This is a genomic window from Mesorhizobium sp. RCAM 06353 (assembly GCF_059683585.1).
On the sequence record NZ_CM185031.1, the window covers coordinates 2,666,204 to 2,686,174 of the forward strand.

Here is a 19,971-nt window from a genome sequence, read left to right on the forward strand (position 1 = left end):
TAATGAGCCAGCAGGACCAGTTCATATCCGCAAAACGCAGCAGTCCGACCGTCGAGGCGGATCGGCAAAGGCTGGTCGAACCCAAGCGGCGGCGCTGGCCGCGCGTCGTCGGATTTTCACTGTTGGGGGTGGTGGTGGCGGGCCTTGGCTTCGCTGCCGGGAACTATGCCGCGATCGCCAATCTGGTCGGCAGCGCGACGGCCGCGCAGCCTGAGGCGACCAACCCGGCGCTTCCGGACACGCCTTTCCTTGAGCATGTCAAGCAGGCCGGGGTGCAAGCCTGTTCGACCGTCTATCCGGTGCTTGGACAGATTTTGACGACCGGCACGAAATACAGCGTCAAATCGCTGTGGAACGACCAGGCCGCCGACAAGCATGCCGTCCAGGCCTTCGTCGGCATGGACTATGCGACGGAACGCTATAGCGGGCCGGCCGCCGGCGTCGTTTTCGCATCGCCCACCGCCTCGGGTTGCGAGGGGGCGATGGTGCGGGTGGCGCCATTCGCCAGCCCATGCGCCGACATCCCGTCCATCCTTCCGCAGGGCAGCAAGATCACCGACCATCTTGGCCAGGTCGAGGTGTACGAACTCGGCGGCAACGCCGGTGAGGCCCTTCTCCTGCCGACGGGCAAAAGCTGTGTGGTGATCTCCGTCGCTTCGGCGGCGAAGTAGGACGCGAATTGGAAAGGGGAGCCGACCATGAGATTGCAGGCTTTGGCAGTTTTGGGTTTGACGTTGTTGTGGAGCGGACAAGTCGTCTCGGCCGACCTGGTGGCGCCGTCGGAGCCGCAGCAGGAGGAAAAAGGCATCTGGGCGGCCATCGCCTATTCGCAGGCCGATAGCAAATACGGCTTCTTCTGGGGCGCCGACAAGCGGCAAGAGGCGAAGGACATCGCGCAGAAATATTGCGAGAATGCCGGCGGAAAGGCCTGCAACGTCGTCACCGTCTTCCGCAACCATCGCCATTGGAACGATGACGACGAGACCGGCTTTCCCTACAAGCACTGCGGTGCGCTCGCCGTGGCCGACAAGGTCGAGAACCGTTTCACGCCCTGGGGCGTGAACTCGGCCGAGACCCGCCGGGAAGCCGAAGACCTCGCTTTGCAGGCCTGCCAGGCGTCGGGAGAGAAATGCAAGGTCCGCGAATGGGTCTGCACATGAAGCGTAGCCTCAAGGCCGCCTTCGCTTGCGGGGCGATCGTATTCTCGTTGATGTTGCCGGCAGCGGCGCAGCAACAGGTGGCGGCTGTTCCAGACGGGCCGTCATCGCTGCGCGAAGTCTATCAGGACTGGAGCGTGGCTTGCTCCGTCCAGGAGAATGCGAGGGTCTGCTCGCTTTCGCAGGACCAGGTCCAGAAGAACGGCCAAAGGCTGCTTGCCGTGGAGATACAGAGACGCGCGGACGGGTCGACGATGGCTACCTTGCTTCTGCCCTTCGGCATCCTGCTCGATTCCGGCGTAGCGCTCCAGATCGACGATCAGCCGCCCTTGTCCCCGCAGCGCTTCAGGACCTGCCTGCCAACGGGTTGCATCGCGGTGTTTTCCATTGACCGGTCGGTGCTTGGAAAGCTGAGGGGAGGCGAGGTGATGAAGCTCAATGTCACGACAGACGCAGAGACGCCGCTGACATTCCCGGTGTCGCTGCACGGCCTGACCGCGGCGCTCGACCGCATGGTGGCGTTGAGCGCACGGTGAAGGAAGGGCGGCTGCCTTCGAAGCCAGCCGCCGCCGGTCCCATGGAACGTTGGCGTGCCGAGGTCGTTTAGTCCGGTGCCATTGCCAGCGGATCGTGATGATGAAGAAGACCTACGTCAAACCCACGCTTGTGAAATGCGGAAAACTGACCGAGCGCACGGCGCAAATCGTGGCATCCGGGGTCATATTGGGCGAGTAAACGCACTTCGCGAACAGATGTACAGTGCCGATCGACATTGAGTTGTTGACGGCCCACCTCTTGCCAGGCGCTATTCGAATCCGGCGCACGATTCTCGATCGCGGGTTCAAATGGCAGGGATCATCACCAGGCACGACGCTCGAAACCGAGATTCCCTCTGATGGTGGGCAGCGCGTTGCCGGCATTCATCGCCGCACACGGCTTGCTGCTGCTCTTTCCTCTCGCGGTCGTCGAAGGCCCGATCGTGACTGTCGTTGCCGCGTGGCTGGCTCAGCAGGGACTGTTCGACATCAGGCTGGTGCTGGTGGTGGCCATTTTGGGCGACCTTGTGGGCGACACCCTCTACTATCTCCTGGGGAGGCATTTGAACCAGCTCATGCCGGACCGTCTCAGGGCGTGGCTTGGACTGACCCATGACCGGATCGAAACGCTGATCGGCCATTTCGAGGAAAAGGGCGGACGGACGCTTCTGTTTGGCAAACTCACCCATGTGGCGGGTCTGCCGATATTGGTGGCGGCCGGCGCCGCGCGGATGCCGTACGCCGCTTTCCTTGGCTACAATCTGTTGGGCACGCTGCCGAAAATTGCCGTTTTCGCGGCCCTCGGCTGGTGCTTTGGCTCGGCCTGGCAAAGGATCGACGGCGGCATCTTCTACGCATCCATGCTGGCAACCGTGGTGCTGACGGCATGGGTCATCGGGCGGTTGCGAAACGTATAGGAGCAGAGCGGGATTCTACCGTGCGCGCCCATCTTCGAGCTCCAGCGTCGAGTCGAAATAGCTGATCCACCTGGTATCATGGGTGACGACGCAGATCGCGACCTCGCGGCTGTCTGCCAGATGGCGGAAGACCTTCATCACCATTTCCGCCCGCTGGCCATCCAATGCGGCCGTGGGTTCATCGGCCAGGATGACGGTGGGGTCGTTGGCGAGCGCCCTGGCAATCGATACACGCTGCTGCTCGCCGCCGGAAAGCTGGGACGGATAGTTGGATCCGCGATGTCCCATGCCGAGCGCGGCAAGCAGTCGGCCGGCACGTTCCTGCGCCTTTTGGCGGCCGACATCATTGACCTGCATGGCGATGGCGACATTCTCGGCGGCGGTGAGGAAGGGGATCAAATTCGCCTTCTGGAAGACAAAGCCGAGATGGGTGCGCCTGAAGGCCCGCAACTCGTTCAGCTTTGCGCCGGGCCGGGAAATCACCTTGCCGTCGAACAGGACCTCTCCGGTGGTCGGCGTCTCCAGCAGGCCGGCGATCATCAGCAGCGTCGTCTTGCCCGAGCCGCTCGGCCCGACAATGCCGGTGACGGCTCCGGGGCTGAGCGTCAGCGAGCCGGCGGCGAGCGCCGTGACCTGCGAGCCGCCGCTGTCATAGACCTTGCTGGCGTTGCGCACCTCCAAGGCGGCCAGGCGTCGCTTCGACATCAGGCCAGCACCTCCTGGGCGCGGACCGCGAGCGCCCGGCGGATGGCAAACCAGCTCGCTGCAAGGCTGAGCGCCATCAACACCGCCGACAGCACGCCAAGATCGGATTCGGTGATCAGGACGGTTCTCGGGAACCTCGGATAGATCGTGAACGAGATCGCGATGGCCAGGACCAGGCCGCAAAAGCCGATCAGCCCCGCCTGCTGCGCGATCATGCCGATGATCACCCGGTCGCGCGCCCCGATCAGCTTCAGCAGCGCGATTTGTGCGACCTTCTCGATCGTCATCGTGTAGATGGTCAGCGCGATGACGGCGCAGCAGATGAGCAGTGTCATCGTCGTGAAGGCCAGGATCTGGACCCGGAGTTTGCCGAGGCGGCCGTCCAGCAGCAGCGTCTCCTGGTCCTGCCTTGTCAGCACCTCGACATCGCCCCAGCGCTTGATCGTGTCGCGGACGACTTCCTTGTCGGCGCCAGGCAGCGTTTCGACGATGACGGCGGCAACACTTCCGGTGTCGTCGCCGAGACCCATGCGGGTTTTGCCCTTGGCTGCGCGGTTGAGCAGGATCGCCTCGCTGGGCAGGAGCTGATTGATCACCTGGGCGTCGGCGATGGTGACGAAGAGCAGGCCGTCGCCCCCCATGTCGACCTGGCCCGTCGCCACGCCGACGATCGTGTAGGTATCGCGCGCAAGCCGGATCTCGTCGCCGACGACGAGGCCCAGCGTCTTGTCGGCGATCGCCTCGTAGCGGTTCGACTGGAAGTAGCGGCCGGCGATCAACGGTATCCAGCTGCCGCTGTCGCTGGGAAAGTCGACACCTGTGATCGACATCCGCAGAGGCAAGCCATCGAACTGGAATTGCTGGTTGTACTGGATGAACCGTCGCGTGCCCGCCACGCCGGCGACGCCGGCGACGCGGCGATCGAGGTTGGCCGGAACGGCGGAGGATTCGGCGAACGGACCGGACTTGCCGCCTTCGACCACCCAGAGGTCGGCGCCGATGCCGTCGATGACGACAAGGGCTTCATAGACGATGCCGCGATACATGCCGAGCATGCCGATCGTCGCCGCCATCAGCAGACCGACACCGAAAACGGTAAGGACGAACCGCAACAGGTTGTGCCTGATATCTCTGATCGCGAGGTTCACTCGCCGGCTGCCCTTATCGTGACCGCCTGGTACTGGAAGCGGCCGATCGGGCCCAGCACGACATCGCCGACATCGAGGCCGCGCGTGATCTCGATATCGGTGCCGCTGGAGTAGCCCAGCGAAACCGGCGCCCAATAGGCTCGCCCATTGTGCGAAATCCACAGGCCGACCCGGCCCTGATCCCGCGCCAGGAAGCGTTGGGGAATGGCGATGCCGGGGGAGGGCGATTCAGCTTGGATGACGACACTTGCCCGCTGCCCCACGGCCCAGGTCGCGGGCACTTCGTCCAGTTTCAGGTCGACCGTGAATTCGCGTGTCTCCTGATCGACCTGCCGGCCAATGCGCACGATCGAGGCGGTGTAGGCGCGCTGCGGATTGGATGAGAACGCGACCTTCGCCACCTGGCCGGGGCGCAGCGATGCCATGGCGGATTCGTCGAACCTGGCAAAAACCAGCAACGACTTCGGATCGACGATCTGCATCAGTTCGACGCCGGGCGAGAGCAGGTCGCCCACCGTGCGGCTGCGCGAAACCACCACGCCGTCGACGGGGGAGCGGATGGAGGTCTCGGCGAGGCGGCTGCGCAATTGCTCGACCTCGGCCGACGCCGCCGCCGACTGGGCTTTCGAGCGCTCGATGGTGACGGTTGCCCGCGCCAGTTCGGCCTCGGCCTGCTTCTGGGTGCTTTCGACAAGGTCGAATTCGGACTGGGAGATCGACTTGCGTTCGAGCAGGGTTCTCCTGCGTTCGAGATCCGCCATGGCCGTGGCGGCGGCGATGGCCAGACGGTCGCGCTCGAGTTCGGACTCATGCACCGTCTCCGCCGCCGCGCGGTCGTTGGCGACCGCCGCGGCAAGCTGGAATTCGAGATCGGTGGCATTGAGAGTGGCAAGGATCTGGCCGCTCTTGACCTCGTCATTCTGGTCGACGCGCACGTCCGCCAGGAAGGCCTGGATGCGCGCCGTCACCACCACCTGGTTGGTCGCGCCGAGCAGTCCCGGCCCGGCGATCTCACGCGCGATCAGGCGCTGCCTGGCGACATAGGATTCGACATCCGCAGGCCAGATATACCATCCCGAAAAGAGGCCTACCGCCGCCAGGACGACAAGCAAGGTTGAGATTAAGCGAACCACGTGCCCTTACCCGCTCCGGCTGTGCCGGCCCCTGCTATTCCTCAAGTGACGCGACATCAGACCGCCGCCTGCTCGATGGGCTCGACGGCCGATTGCCCGGCCAGCAGCCGCTCGGCGATCTCCCGCAGAATTTCCTCGGCCTCGGCATGGTCATAGCCCAGCCTGTCGAATGTCAAGGCCAGGCCAAGGCCATCGCCGGTCGGGAAGCTGCGAAAATCCATTTCGCTGATGCACGGTCTTTCCCGGCGCATGTCGGGCAGCGGCGTCACCTTGAACATGCCGAGATCGAGCTCGCCGGTAGCGTTGGAGCGCTGCAGGGGCGCCGACTGGGTCGCGCGCGTCCATTTGTCGACGGTGCGGCTGCCGACGACGAAGAGCGCGGTGTACGATCCCTTGGCGACGACGTCGTCATGGATTTCGCCAAAATAATTCGAATCCATGAATGGGGCGAATTGCGTTGCCTCGTCGATCTGTTCTCCGAGTGCCGCGGCCAGCGACTCCAGCGTCTTGAACTCAAAGGGCCGTACGCGCACGGGCATGTCAGAGGCGACGAAATTGACGTAGTTCTCCAGCCGCCGGTCGTGGCGCAAGGCGGCGGGGATCTGCAGGATCATGTCGTCGACGGCGCCGCGTGTGGCGATCATCTGAGCGAAGGCGGCGATGACCATCGCCGTTTCCGTCGTGCCGGCGGCCTTGGCCCGCTTGCGCAAGATCTCCTGCTGATGGCGGGGGATCGAAAGCGACACTTCCGCGCCGAGGCTGCAATCGACGAGATTGACGTTCGGCCGCTGCCCCTTCGCCTTGCGGCCAAGGTTCGGAATTTCTGGCAAGGGCTCGGCAAACACCTTGCGCAGGAAAGCGTCGCGTTGTTCGAACGAGCCGGGCCTTCCGACATGGTCGAAATCGCGGATGAACTGGTCGATGCCCATCTCGACAGGGTCCAGCGGCAGATCGAGATAGGCCTTGACGGATTCTTCCAGGATAAGCCCCAGCGAATAGCCGTCGAGGACGAGATGGTGGGCCTTGGCAACGATGATGTCGCTCTCGGCGCCAAAGCGCAGGATTGTTATGCGGAACATCGGCGCCCGGATGTCGATGCTTTCCTGCGCCAGCTCTCTCGCGCGCCGCATGGCCTCAGCCTCGTCGGCGACTTCCTCGACCGAGAAAAACTCCGTGGGTCGCCTTTCCAGATAGGCGCCGTACCCGGCCCCCTTCTGGAAGAAGCGGGTGCGCATCACCTCGTGGCGCTCCATGATCCTTTCGATCGCACGCTTGAGGCGGCTGGTGTCCATCTGCGGCCGGATCTTGAGCTCCTTGCTGATGGTGAAAGCGATGCGCGCATAGTGGGTCGCGTCCGGATGCTCCTGGAATTGCAGCAACGCCCTTTGCGTGCTGGTCACCGCGATTTCGCGTTCGACATTGGGCACGCCGTCGAGCGGCGAGCTCCTGGCCGGCATGGCCAGCGACTGGCCGCCGGACCAGTCGCGGACGCTCCAGCGCGTCGTGTCTGCCCGAGGCTGTCCGGGAATCCCGATCTGCGCGCCAAGCTCATCCAGACACGCGGCCAGCAGTAGCCGTGCCGTCGTCTCGTCAACAATTTCGAGATCGACGCTCAGCCGGATCAGGATGTCGGCATCGCGAACCGCCACGCCGAGTTGGATCTCGTGCGTGCTGACCGGGACCGCATCGAGGCCAAGGGAAGCCCCTTGCCCGGTCTGGTCTTGCTCGACACAAGCGAAGCCGAACTGGCGCAGCGCGACATGGCGCAGGCGCAAATCCTCCTCAAACGCCAGTTCCAGCGACGCCGTGTCCATCAGGCGATGCGCGCGGCCGTTGGTGTCGGCGCGTTCGATCTGTTTGAGCAGATCTGGGCGGGCTTGATCGGAGGTTCGCAGCACGATCGGATAGGAGCCGTCGAGCGGGCCAATCAGTCCATCGGGCGCTCCGTCTCCGCGCTCGCTGAACTGTCTGTCCAGGATGATCGCATCGACGGAGAAATAGTTGGCCAGCGCCTTGGCGTAAGCGGCCAGCAGGGCGGCGCTTAGCGTGCCCGACAGCGCGGCGAATGCGTCCTTCGCAAGTGTGGCTTCCAGGATCCCGACCTTGCCTCTGTTCGATCCCATGCCGGCGGGTGCTGCCGCCCGGCGGCGTCCGGGGATTGGCGCGATGGCGGGCGCGTTGTGGAGGATTTCCTTCCAGTAGGCGAGGTCGCGGCCATGTCTGGCCGATCCCGGCTCGGCCTGTGCGGTGCGCGAATGATCGGCGAAGCTGTGGCCTGTTTCGGTCGCCTCGCCGTCGTTTCGCAGAAACAGCGACAACAGGAAATGGACCGACGAGGCGTCGGCGGCCGCGCGATGTGCCCGCACCTGCAGATCGTGACCTCCGTCCGGGCGTGGCGATACGCCGGCGCGCCACAATGGACCAGGCAGCGCAATGTCGCCCAGGCGGTTACCCGGCAACAGCGGTTCCAAGGCCGGCGGGGCATCGAAAGCGATCTCGACCACGCCGGTTGGCGAGATCGAGCCTCGCATGCGAAGCGCATCGTTGTCCTCGGCCGAGCGAGCCAGCTGTGCCGACAGCGCTTCCAGCGAAACGCCTGGATCTACCTTGGCCTCGGCGAAAATCTGGTTGTCCGCCTTGGCGATGGCCGAAGACATGGGCCTGACGTCGAGCATGATCGCATGGACCTGCCGGCCCAGGGGACGGAACGCCTCCTGGGCAACGGCACCCTCCGATTTCGCCTGCGCGGCCGAGAGCTGCAGGGCGGCCTTTAGCTTGGCCTCGAATGCCGAGGCGACAAGACGCGACAGTCCGGCGATGGTCGGCGCCTGCAGGAACTTGGCGACGGGGATATCGACCTCGACCTGGGCCTCGACGCGGTTCTTCAGCTCGAAGGATGACAGCGAATCCAGCCCGAGTTCGCTGAGCTTGCGGTCGTCGGCCAGTGCAGAGGCCTCGACCTTCAGCACTTTCGCCACTTCGCGCCGGATCATGTCCGCGAGCAGATCGTTCCATGCGTCGCGTGGCGCCGCGATCAGCTCGGCTTGAATGCGTGAACGGCCGCCCGTGCGCTCGCCCAGCAATTGCGAGATCCTCGGATTTGTCGCCGCCCCGGGGTTTGTGCGCGCGATCGCCGCCCAGTTGAGGTTGGCAAAGCCAAGATTTTCGGACCTGGCGCGCAACAGATAGGCGAGGGCCGCGGCCGCCTCCGAATCCTGCACCGGCTTGATGCCGACGCTGTCGAGATAGTTGGTCATCGCTTCCGATCGGGCAACGAACCCGCTGCCGGCGATCATGCCCCAGGCAGCCGAGGAGCCGGGCAAGTTGCGGCCCCTGCGATAGCTGGCGATGGCGTTGAGGACGGAGTTGGCCGCGGTGTAGTTGGCCTGGCCTGCCGAACCGATCACCTGCGCGATCGAAGAGAAATTTGCCAGGAAATCCAGATTGAGGCCGTGCTTGACGGTCGCGACATGCAGGTTCCAGCCGCCGGCAATCTTTGGCCTGAGCACGCGGTCTATCTTGCCTGCATCGAGTTGCGAGACGAAGGCATCCTCGATGACGGCGGCGCCATGCACGATGCCGCGCAGCGGATGCTCTGCCCTTGCATGTTCGCCGATCAACCTGTCGACGGCCGCGGCATCGCTGACGTCGAGTGCTGCGCGAACGATCCTCGTGCCGCGCTGTTCCATACTCTTGATGGCCTCGGCCGCTTCGGCGTCGGGGACGCCGCTGCGGTTGGCGAGGATAAGGGTGCCCGCACCCGATCTGCTGAGCCAGTCGGCGATGGCAACGCCAAAACCCTTGAGGCCGCCGGTGACCAGATAGGCGCCTTGGGCCGAGACATCGAATTTGCGCTGCAGGTCGAGTTCGACGTCGATCGCCGGTTCGTCGAATGTGACGACCACCTTGCCGATATGCTGCGCCCTGGACAGCATGCGCATGGCTTCCGCCGCCCGCGACGCCGGGAAGCGTGTGGCTTGCAGCGGCCTGTAGGTTCCGGCGGCGACCTTTGCCTCCACCTCCAGAAGCAGTTGCTTGAAGAGATCAGGCTTCTCGAGAGGAAGCGTCGAGAGGTCGATGACCGAATAGGCGTTGTTGCGATAGAGCGAGCGAAGGCCGATGGGCTTGTCGTCGGCGAGGTCGCGCTTGCCGATTTCGACCATGCGGCCGAACGGCGCCAGGCACTCGAGGCTCTTGTCGATGCCGCTGCCCGACAGCGCGTTCAGCACCACGTCGACGCCGCGGCCATGGGTCGATGCCCGGACCTCGTCAGCGAAATCGAGCGCGCGCGAGTTCATGACTTCATCCACGCCCAATTCCTTGAGGAAGGCGCGCTTGATGTCGCTGCCCGCGGTGCCGAAGACCCTCGCGCCCCGATCCCGCGCGACCTGAATGGCGGCGAGCCCGACACCGCCCGAAGCGAGATGGATCAGTGCGGTCTCGCCCTTTGCCAGCCTGCCGACATGGTCGAGCGCATAGTGGGCGGTGAGGAAAGCCGTCGGCAAGGTCGCGGCGTCGATCAGATCGAGCCCGTCGGGCACGCGCATGACATAGTCTGCCCGAACCCTGGCGAAACGCCTGAGGTAACCCTTGCCCATGCCCGTGATGCGATCGCCAGGCCGGAGATTTGTCACGCCGGCGCCGACCTTGCGGACGGTGCCGGAAAACTCCAGGCCGAGATTTCGCCAGTACGCCTCGCCGTTCTCGAGCTCGTCCGGCAGGATGCTGGTCGCCGCCATGATGTCGCGGAAATTCAGGCCGACCGCGGCAATTTCCACCAGTGCCTCGTCGGAGCCCAACTCCGGTTCGGCCGTCTCGCGCAGCACGATGTTGTCGATGGTTCCGGGCCGGGTCATGGTCACAGTGAAATTCGACGCGTCGCGCCTCACGTCCAGTGTCCGTGATGACGGCGCCAGCTCCTGCAAGGCCAGCTGTTCCAGGCGCGGGACATAATGCTCGGCACCGCGCAGTACGAATTCGGTTTCCGCTGTCTCTTCCAGCAGCACGTCGCAAACCGCCGTCCCCAACAGCAGCGCGCTTTCGTCCACATCGACAAGGCGGATGCTGAAGCCTTTGCACTCATTGGCCATGGTGCGGGCAACGCCGATCAACGCGCTCTCGCACAGGCCCGAAAGCGGCATCGGCCCGTCGCCCGCGACGAGCCGGCTCGCCGACGTCACGACAACCAGTTCCGGCCTCGGGCCGGGCGCGGCCGACAGCCGGTTGAAGACCTTTGCCAGCGTGATCAGCTGATGGACCACAGGCGTGATGGCGGCCAGCAGCTGTGTGCCATCCGCCATCTCATCAAGGGGCTCGATGACGGCCGCACTGAACAGGATGCCTGCATTGCCATGCGATGCGCCGATGAAAGCCTGGATCGCCGCCAAGGCTTTGTCAGCATCGAGATCGAGGAATGGGGCCGGGTCGGCCATTTCGACCGTCGCCCCAAGCCTGGCCAGTTCCGCCAGCGCTCCTTCAAGGCGCTGCCGTCCATTGCCGACCACAAGCCATCGCGGGCAGCGCAGAGGCGTGGTCGCGGGTTTTGGCTCCTGCCTGATGAAATGCTCCTCGAAGACGCTGGAGCCCGAACCGCTGGCCTGGTTCGTGCTCCTGATCCTGCCGAGTGCCTTGGTCTGCAGATCGTCGATGACGATCAGCGGCTGCCCGTCCGCCGAAAACACGCTGAAGCGCATCGTGTCCGGTTCGAAGCTCGGCTGGATATCGACGACGACATCAGCCGTCATCGCCGACCCTAGCAAGATCTTGCGCGCCCCTGTCGGCAGCCGCAGCTGATAGGGGGTCTTGTCCTCCTCGGCAGGCGGCAGCGGCTCACCAGGGATCCACAGGCCATCGCGACGGGAAGAGAGGCCGATACCGGCCTGCAGCACGGCATCGAGCAATCCGGGAAACGCGAAATAGCGCTTCGACAATTCGGCATCCCGAGCCTTCAGCTTGGCGATGACCCGGTCGCCGTCGACGTGAAGACCATCCAGCGACTGAAAGGTCGGGCCATAGTCGAGTCCATGCCGCTCGACGAGGCGATAGAACTCGTTCTTGTCGGTCAGGATTGGCCGATCCTGGAGAAGATCGTCGGGGGCGGGCGCAAGCTCGTACTGATGGCCGAAACCATAGGCTTCGGCACGTGTTCTCCAGCCGTCTTCCGAACCCCTGTGAAGCGTCGAGACGCGCAGCCTGCCGGCGACCGGATCAAACGTGGTTGAAAACAGGATGACGTCATCGTCGGCGATGGAAAGCGCCTCATGCAGCTTGAAATCGCGCAGTTCCACCGCTGCGCAACCGAAATGGTCGCGCAGCGCCGCGCCCATGATTTCGATGTAGCCGACGGCCGGAAACAGGCAGTCGCCGCCAACGCGATGGTCGGCCAGGAATTTGAAGCCCCGCAGCGTGATCTCGTTGGTCCACGATGGTCCGGCCATGAAGTCGCGCCATCCGAGCAAAGGATGCCGGGGCGCTTCGAACAGGAAGTTCCTTGTCTCCTCGGACGTGTTCAGCAGACGCTGGTTGTTCCACGGCAGCCGCGGCGCCGTTACCGGGCCGGCGGATGATTTCGGCCGCTCGAGCTCGACCCCGGAGACATGCAGATGGCCCTCGGCGCGTGCCAGCGTCCAGAAATCGTCGGCGGCGCGATCGAGCGAATTGATGGCAAGGACGTCCGCCCCGCGTTCCTGCGCAATGCCGCGGATGAGCGGCGTCAACGTGCGGTGCGGGCCGATTTCCAGGAACGCGTTGATGCCGTAGTCCAGAGTGAAGTCCAGCGCCTTGGTGAAACTGACCGGCTGGCGCAGATTGGCCCACCAATAATCGGCGTCGAATTTCGTTTCGAATATGCCTGTCACCGTCGAGATGATCGGAAGCTTGCCTTCCTTCCAGGCAACCGGGCCGAGCTCGCCGAGGAACCATTCCTTGCAATCTTCCAGATGCGCGCTGTGCCAGCCGAAATCCATGGTCATGCGGCGTGCCGTTGCGTCGGGATAGGTCTCCGCGACCTTGGCCAACACGCCAACAACCGCGTCTTCCATGCCGGCAATGGTCTGCGCGATCGGGCCGTTATAGGCGGCGATGACGACGCTGTCGTCATTGGGCAGGAAGGGCGCGAGCTGCTCGACCGTCAGCCCGATTGTGGCCATGGCGCCGCGCCGGTCGCTCTTCAGCGGGATGAGACCGCGCTTGGCGATGATGCGGGCCGCGGTCTCGATATCGATGACACCCGACACGTAGGTCGCCGCGACCTCGCCGAAGCTGTGCCCGATCAGTAGCTCGGGGCGGACCCCCTTCTTCGTCCAGCGGTCGTAGAGCGAAATCTGCGTGGCGAAGATGGATGCCTGGGTCACATCGGCATCGTTGATGCGGGTCCTTGTCTCGTCCCGTAGCATTTCCTCCACGGTCGACCATCCGACCATCGGTCGCAGCACCTCGTCGAACATGTCGGCAGTGCGGCGAAACGCGGGGTCTTCCTTCAGCAAGCGCCGGGCCATCGCCCACCATTGGCCGCCCTGGCCGGAGAAGGCGATCGCCAGGCGCCGACTGGAGGCACGGCCGGTGATGACGGTCGGGCCGGCGGGGTTCTGCTCGATAGCGCCCGTGGCGAGGTTGCGCAATTGCGTCCGCACCGCGGCATGCTCGGGTTCGACGATCAGTGCCGCGCGTTGAGTGAAATTGTCGCGCGCCTGGCGCAGATGGGTCGCCAGGTCATCGATCGGTGTATCCGCCAATGAACCTTCGTCGTCGAGCGCATCCGCCAGGCGCTCCGCCCATAGCTGCAATCCCGTCGCGCTTCCTGCCGAAATCGGGATGGCGATGGGATGGCTGGTTTCGGCCGGCCTTGCCGTCCGCAGGGCACGCGCGGGCAGTCCGCCCCATGCTTCCACGACAATGGAAGCGTTGGTGCCGCCGAAGCCGAACGAGTTGACCACCGCCAGGGCGGGGCGCTCATGATGGTCGATCGGCGTCGGCTTTGTCGCGACGGTGATGTTGAGCGCATCGAAGGGAATGCTGGGGTTCGGTCGGTCGAAATTGCGGTTGGGCAGCACGATGCGATGCGACACCGTCAGCAGGGCCTTGATGAAACCGGCGATGCCCGAGGCCGATTCCAGATGGCCGAGATTGGGTTTGAACGAGCCGACAGGAAGCGGCTTGGATCGGCCGTTCACGCCGAAAACGCGACCAATGGCCGTCGCCTCGATCGGATCGCCAACCGGCGTGCCGGTTCCGTGGGCCTCGACATAGTCGACATCGGCCGGATCGATGGAGGCGCCTTCCGTCAGCGCTTCCAGCATTGCCTGCTGGGCTTCGCCGCTGGGCGCCGTGAGCGTCGGTGTGTAGCCGTCCTGATTGACCATGGAGTGACGGATCACCCCGTAGATCCGGTCGCCATCGGCGATGGCACGCTCCAGCGGCTTCAGGAGGACGAGGCCGCAGCCTTCGCCGCGAACGAAGCCATCGGCCCTTTCGTCGAATGTGTAGATGCCGCCGGTCGGCGACAGCATGTTGGCGCCGGAGAAGGCGACAAATGGCCCGGGGTCGAGCATGCAATTGACCCCGCCGGCCAATGCCATCTCGCAGGTGCCCATGCTGAGGTGACGGACGGCCTGATCGATGGCGACGAGTGCCGATGAGCAGGCCGTGTCGAGGGCAATGCTTGGCCCCTTCAGATTGAAGCGATGCGAAATCCGGTTGGCGGCGATGGAGAAGGCCGAGCCGGTGCCGGCGAAGATGTCGCCGCCGCCGGCGCGCCCGCGGCGCAGGTTCTGCGCGAAATCATTGGTCGAGATGCCGACGAAGACGCCGGTGCGCACGCGTTGCAGGTCGGCCAGGGTGCAATCGGCATCCTGGACGGCCTCGAAGGCAATCTGCAGCGCCAGGCGTTGCTGCGGATCCATCGATGTCACCTCTCGCGGCGACATGTCGAAGAAGCTGGGATCGAAGCCGAAGACGTCGCTGGTCAGGAAGCCGCCCCAGCGAGAGCGCATCTTGCCCGGCGCGTCCGGGTCGGCGTCGTAGAAGGCGTCGATGTTCCAGCGATCCGCCGGGATATCGACGATACCGCTCTGCTTTTCCAGAAGAAACTTCCAGTATGACCGCGCGTCGTGGATCGCTCCGGGAAAGCGGCAACCGATGCCGATGACGGCCACCGCCTGCCGCTGGGTCACAACGGTATCGTCGACGGCCTGGTCACCGCGATGGATATTCATTCACCTGCCCCCGCAGATCATGTGCCGCAGCCTGCCAAGGCCGTCGGCACATTTGTGTTTCACTTCCTATGGCTGGCAAGCGGTCAAAGCCGTTCATACACTGGTCAACGATGCATTTTCAGACGCTGTGACATCTTTGGATCATGATTGGCTCATCAGCGCTCCAGCAGCGGCGCTCATCGCACGGCTGGCGGATCAACGAGGCGGAAATCGCTCGGGAAGGCTCCTTACGTGTGTTGTGGCTCGGCTCTCGATTGGTCGCCAACGATAAACGCCGCGCTCGCTTCGCTGACGATTGACACGTGATCCTTGGCGGCCTTGCCTGCGGCAGCGGCATCGCCGCGCAGGATCGCCGTGACGATGGCGTCATGCTCCTGCCAGGATTTGGCCAGCCGACCGGCAAGCCTGAACTGGGCGCGGCGGAAGGGGGCGAGGCGACTGCGCGTCGTCGCGGTCAGTTCCTGGATGTGCGTGCTGTGGGCGCCGCGATAGAGCCTGCTGTGGAACTCTGTGTTGAAATATTCATAGTCTTCCTCGGCGCCTAGCCGCACCAGCCGCGCCGAGGCCTGGTGCTCGGTCTCGAGCGCGCGGCGTTCGCTGCCGGTCATGCGCTCGGCGCAGAAGCGCGCGCATATGCCTTCCAGCTCGGCCATGCTCTCGAACATCGAGGTGAGGTGCTCCTGGGTGACGACGGCGACGATGGCGCCCCTGTTGGGTCGCCTTTCGACGAGGCCCATGGCGCTGAGCTGGCCGAGCGCCTCGCGCACCGGCGTGCGTGAAACCTCGAAGCGGGCGGCAAGCGAGACCTCGTCGAGTTTTTCACCCGGACGCAGCACGCCGGTGACGATGCGGTCGCCGATCGCCCGCACCATCTGATCGACGGTCGTGCCCGACCGGATCAACCCGCGCTTTGCCGACAAATCTCGATCACCTCCCATGCTTCGGCGTCCCAAGCCATGAAATCCTGCGGCCAAACGGCACGATCCCGACTCAGGACGCACCCTCTATGCCTATGTTTTAATCTTCCTGTCAAATTGGCTATTTTAAAAGCAAAAAGTGTATGCAATTGCCTCTCACTTGTGCATGACCCATTGCGCCTATCGTTGATTTTATTAGTGTAATTTCTTCTTTTGAATTGGCATGGCGATTGCATGCACTTTATTGAGAAGGCGTTAACCGACCCGGAAGGGGTCCTACAGGGGAGCATAAGAGATGATCGACCGATTCATGCTTAGCCGCCGCCAGTTGCTCAAGACCTCCGCCGCCGGAGCGGCGCTCGGGCTTGCCTCCGCGGCCTTTCCCGTCAGCAGGGCCTTTGCCGCCGCTGCCACCGTCGGCTTCATCTATGTCGGGCCGAAGGACGACTATGGCTACAACCAGGCGCATGCCGAAGGGGCGGCGACGCTGAAGGGCATCGAGGGCATCACCGTCGTCGAGGAGGAGAACGTGCCGGAGACGGTCGATGTCCAGAAGACCATGGAATCAATGATCAACCTCGACGGCGCCTCGCTGATCTTCCCGACCTCATTCGGCTATTTCGATCCACACATGCTGGCCATGTGCGCGAAATTCCCCGACGTGCAGTTCCGCCATTGCGGCGGCATGTGGGACAAGGCCAAGCATCCGATGAATGCCGGCTCCTATTTCGGCTATATCGGCATGGGCCAGTATCTCAACGGCGTCGTCGCCGGCCACACCTCGAAGACCAAGAAGCTCGGCTTCGTTGCCGCCAAGCCGATCCCGCAGGTGCTGCTCAACATCAACTCCTTCCTGCTTGGCGCGCGCTCGGTCGACCCGACCATCACTTGCCAGGTCATCTTCACCGGCGAGTGGTCGCTGGCGGTCAAGGAAGCGGAAGCCACCAACGCGCTGGTCGACCAGGGCGCCGACATCATTACCTGCCATGTCGACAGCCCGAAGGTCGTGGTCGAGACGGCCGCCGGGCGCGGCGCCTTCGTCTGCGGCTACCACGCCAACCAGAGCCCGCTGGCGCCTGAAAAATACTTGACCGGCGCCGAATGGAACTGGGCCAAGGTCTACAAGATGTTTGTCGACGATCTCGTCGCCGGCACGCCGCTGCCCAACTTCACCCGTGGCGGCCCGGCCGACGGCTTCGTCAAGATGAGCCCCCTCGGCCCCGCCGTTGGCGAGCCCGCGCGCAAGCAGTTCGACGCCACTTTGGCCGAAATGATGAAGGGCGGCTTCGCCGTCATCAAGGGTCCGTTGAAGAGCAACAAGGGCGTTGTCGTCGCTACCGCAGGCCAGGCCTTCGTCGAGACCGCCATCGAACTCGAGAGCATGGACTATCTGGTCGAGGGCGTCGTCGGCTCGACCGCGTGATCCGGGGGAGAACGGGGCGATGACGGATACTGTGACAGGAGCCGGTGCGCCGGCACTCTTCAGCGCCAGGTTCTATCCGGCGGCACTGGAATGGATCGCGCGGCGGGCGGAGGCGTTCGTCATTCCGCTCGCGGCGCTGATCGTCGGCATGGCGCTGTTCAGCCTGTTCATTGCGCTCGTCGGCAAGTCGCCGATCCTGCTCTACGAGACCATGTGGCGGGGTGGCTTCGGCTCCTGGTTCTCCATCCAGAACTCGCTGTCGCGGGCCGCACCGCTGCTTCTGGCAGCGCTCTGCGTAGCGCTGCCGGCGCGGCTTGGCCTCGTCGTCATCGGCGGCGAGGGCGCCATTGTGCTCGGCGGCGTCGCCGCCGCTGCCATCGGCGTGGCGCTCAGCGGCGCGCCTTCTTTCATTGTCATTCTTGCCATGGGCGTGGCGGGCACTGGCCGCCGGCGGCATCTGGATCGGTGCCGTCGGCGCGCTGCGCCACTACCGGGCCGTCAACGAAACCATCTCCAGCCTGCTGATGGCCTACATCGCCATCGCGCTGATGAACCAGCTGGTCGAAGGGCCGCTGCGCGACCCGGCCTCGCTCAACAAACCGTCGACGCAGCCGCTGGCGGACATCTACCGCATCGGCAACATACCGGGCATGGACGTGCATTGGGGCCTGGTGGTCGGTGTCGTCGCCTGCATCTTGTCCTGGGTGCTCATCGAAAAGACCCGCTGGGGCTTCGCCGCGCGCATCGCCGGCGGCAATGTGCGGGCCGCACAGGTGCAGGGGCTGGCCGTTGGGCCGCTCATCGTCGGCTTCACGGCGCTGGCCGGCGGCTTTGCCGGGCTTGCCGGCATGCTCGAGGTCGCCGCCGTGCAAGGCAGCGCCAATGCCTCGCTCGCCGCCGGCTATGGCTACACCGGCATCCTCGTCGCTTTCCTGGCCCGCCACAACCCGCTGGCCATCATCCCGGTCGCCATCCTGCTCGGCGGCATCGACGCCTCTGGCGGGCTGATCCAGCGCCGCATGGACCTGCCCGACGCCACCGTGCTGGTCCTGCAAGGCATGATCTTCATCGTCATCCTGTTCAGCGAAACCTTTTACGGCCGCTTCAAGGCCTTCAATCCCGATCTTTGGAGGCGGCCCGATCTCGTGCGGGGGACTGCCTGATGGATGCGACCGAGATCGGCCTCTGGGGCGTGCCGCTGGCCATACTGGGCGGCGCCATCCGTGTGTCGACGCCCTTCATCTTCGTCTCGCTGGGCGAGGCGATCACCGAGCGTTCCGGCCGTATCAATCTCGGGCTCGAAGGCACGCTCGTCTTTGGCGCCATGACCGCCTATGCGGTGGCGGTGATGACCAACTCGCCCTGGCTCGGCCTGCTCGCCGCGGCCTTCGCCGGCCTGTGCTTCGGCCTGTTCCACGGCTGGATCTGCAAATTCCCCAAGGTCAACGACATCGCCATCGGCATCGCGCTGATGCTGTTCGGCTCGGGCCTCGCATTCTTCTTCGGCAAGCCCTTCATCAAGCCGAAGGCGCCCAATCTGCCGGCCATCCCGTTCGGCGGCTGGTCCGATATTCCGCAGGTGCAGGCGGCACTCGACGTCAATGTGCTGTTCCTGATCGGCGCCGTACTGTCGGTCATCCTGTGGTGGGCCTTCCGCAACACGCGCGCCGGGCTGATCGTGCGCGTCGTCGGCGACAGTTCGGATGCGGCACGCGCCATGGGCCTCAACCCCGATACGGTGCGGCTCGCCGCCACCGGTGTCGGCGGCGCGCTGGCCGGCGTCGGCGGTGCCTATCTGTCGCTCTACTATCCCGGCAGCTGGACCGAACGCATCTCGTCGGGCCAGGGCCTGATGGCGGTGGCGCTGGTCATCTTCGCGCGCTGGAATCCGCTCGGCTGCTTTGCCGCGGCGCTTCTGTTCGGCGGGGCCGGCGCGCTCGGCCCGGCGCTGCAATCGGTCGGCGTCACGCAAGGCTACTATCTGTTTTACGCCGCTCCCTACATCCTCACCCTCATCATCATGATCGCCACCTCGTCGCCGACACGCTCGCTTGCGGGCGCGCCGGGCGAATTGTCGATCACCAAATGATTGGCACCAAATGACTGGAGTTTTGCCCGTGAACGCCAGAGCCGAATTCACCCAGCACACGATCGATGCCGAGCCTTATCCGTGGCCCTACAATGGTGACCTCAGACCCGACAACACGGCTCTGATCATCATCGACATGCAGACCGATTTCTGCGGGCCGGGCGGCTATGTCGACCATATGGGTTACGATTTGTCGCTGGTGCGCGCGCCGATCGAACCGATCAAGGCGGTGCTGTCGGCGATGCGGGCCAAGGGCTACACCGTCATCCACACGCGCGAAGGGCACCGGCCCGATCTCGCCGACCTGCCGGCCAACAAGCGCTGGCGCTCGCGCCGCATCAATGCCGGCATCGGCGACCCCGGTCCGTGCGGGCGCATCCTGGTGCGCGGCGAGCCGGGCTGGGACATCATCCCCGACCTCTATCCGATCGAGGGCGAGCCGATCATCGACAAGCCGGGCAAAGGCTCATTCTGCGCCACCGATCTGGAGCTGATCCTCAACCAGCGCGGCATCGAGAACATCGTGCTGACCGGCATCACCACGGATGTCTGCGTGCACACCACCATGCGCGAGGCCAATGACCGCGGCTATGAATGCATGATGCTGGAAGATTGCTGCGGGGCGACCGATTACGGCAACCATCTGGCGGCGATCAAGATGATCAAGATGCAGGGCGGCGTCTTCGGCACGGTGTCGAATTCGAAGGCGCTCGTGGCGCAGCTGCCGTGAGGAG

At 64.4% G+C, this 19,971-nt stretch carries 12 protein-coding genes and 1 pseudogene; 8 read left to right on the top strand and 5 right to left on the bottom strand.

The window, feature by feature from the left end:
• Positions 1-2: 2 nt before the first annotated feature.
• The 4 genes from AC56QX_RS12595 (at position 3) to AC56QX_RS12610 (ending at position 2,610) form a co-directional block, all read left to right on the top strand.
• A complete protein-coding gene (locus AC56QX_RS12595) occupies positions 3-671 on the top strand; it encodes a hypothetical protein (RefSeq protein ID WP_497116285.1) in 669 nt (222 codons plus the stop codon).
• A gap of 27 nt (positions 672-698) precedes the next feature.
• Positions 699-1,160 carry a DUF4189 domain-containing protein gene (locus AC56QX_RS12600; RefSeq protein WP_497116286.1) on the top strand — a complete coding sequence of 154 codons (462 nt, stop codon included), beginning with the start codon at positions 699-701 and terminating at the stop codon, positions 1,158-1,160.
• Positions 1,145-1,693, top strand: a complete 549-nt coding sequence (locus AC56QX_RS12605; RefSeq protein WP_497116287.1) for an invasion associated locus B family protein — start codon at positions 1,145-1,147, stop codon at positions 1,691-1,693. Before AC56QX_RS12600 ends, AC56QX_RS12605 begins: the two co-directional genes overlap by 16 nt.
• Positions 1,694-2,052: 359 nt before the next feature.
• On the top strand, positions 2,053-2,610 hold the full coding sequence (locus AC56QX_RS12610; RefSeq protein WP_497116288.1) for a DedA family protein: 558 nt from the start codon (positions 2,053-2,055) through the stop codon (positions 2,608-2,610).
• Between the two features lie 15 nt (positions 2,611-2,625).
• Here the strand turns inward: AC56QX_RS12610 and AC56QX_RS12615 are convergent, their stop codons facing one another.
• The 5 genes from AC56QX_RS12615 to AC56QX_RS12635 form a co-directional block, all read right to left on the bottom strand.
• The gene (locus AC56QX_RS12615; protein ID WP_497116289.1) at positions 2,626-3,315 is read right to left on the bottom strand and encodes an ABC transporter ATP-binding protein; all 690 of its coding nucleotides are present in this window, start codon (positions 3,313-3,315) and stop codon (positions 2,626-2,628) included.
• Positions 3,315-4,463 carry an ABC transporter permease gene (locus AC56QX_RS12620; RefSeq protein ID WP_497116290.1) on the bottom strand — a complete coding sequence of 383 codons (1,149 nt, stop codon included), beginning with the start codon at positions 4,461-4,463 and terminating at the stop codon, positions 3,315-3,317. Before AC56QX_RS12620 ends, AC56QX_RS12615 begins: the two co-directional genes overlap by 1 nt.
• Positions 4,460-5,596, bottom strand: coding sequence for an efflux RND transporter periplasmic adaptor subunit (locus tag AC56QX_RS12625; RefSeq protein ID WP_497116291.1), 1,137 nt, complete (start codon positions 5,594-5,596; stop codon positions 4,460-4,462). Before AC56QX_RS12625 ends, AC56QX_RS12620 begins: the two co-directional genes overlap by 4 nt.
• 56 nt (positions 5,597-5,652) lie before the next feature.
• On the bottom strand, positions 5,653-14,808 hold the full coding sequence (locus AC56QX_RS12630) for an SDR family NAD(P)-dependent oxidoreductase (RefSeq protein ID WP_497116293.1): 9,156 nt from the start codon (positions 14,806-14,808) through the stop codon (positions 5,653-5,655).
• Between the two features lie 227 nt (positions 14,809-15,035).
• On the bottom strand, positions 15,036-15,680 hold the full coding sequence (locus tag AC56QX_RS12635; RefSeq protein ID WP_497117741.1) for a GntR family transcriptional regulator: 645 nt from the start codon (positions 15,678-15,680) through the stop codon (positions 15,036-15,038).
• A 340-nt stretch (positions 15,681-16,020) separates the two neighbouring features.
• Between AC56QX_RS12635 and AC56QX_RS12640 the strand changes: the two genes are divergently transcribed.
• From AC56QX_RS12640 to biuH, 4 genes and pseudogenes are all read left to right on the top strand, one after another.
• Entirely contained in the window at positions 16,021-17,148 is a 1,128-nt protein-coding gene (locus AC56QX_RS12640) for a BMP family ABC transporter substrate-binding protein (protein WP_497116295.1), read from the top strand.
• A gap of 19 nt (positions 17,149-17,167) precedes the next feature.
• Positions 17,168-18,311 (top strand): annotated as a pseudogene (locus tag AC56QX_RS12645) (ABC transporter permease).
• Positions 18,311-19,237: an ABC transporter permease gene (locus tag AC56QX_RS12650; protein ID WP_497116297.1), complete on the top strand. Its 927-nt coding sequence runs from the start codon at positions 18,311-18,313 to the stop codon at positions 19,235-19,237. The pseudogene AC56QX_RS12645 and the gene AC56QX_RS12650 overlap by 1 nt, the downstream one beginning before the upstream one ends.
• A gap of 10 nt (positions 19,238-19,247) precedes the next feature.
• Positions 19,248-19,967, top strand: coding sequence for a biuret amidohydrolase (gene biuH, locus AC56QX_RS12655; RefSeq protein WP_497116299.1), 720 nt, complete (start codon positions 19,248-19,250; stop codon positions 19,965-19,967).
• Positions 19,968-19,971 lie beyond the last annotated feature (4 nt).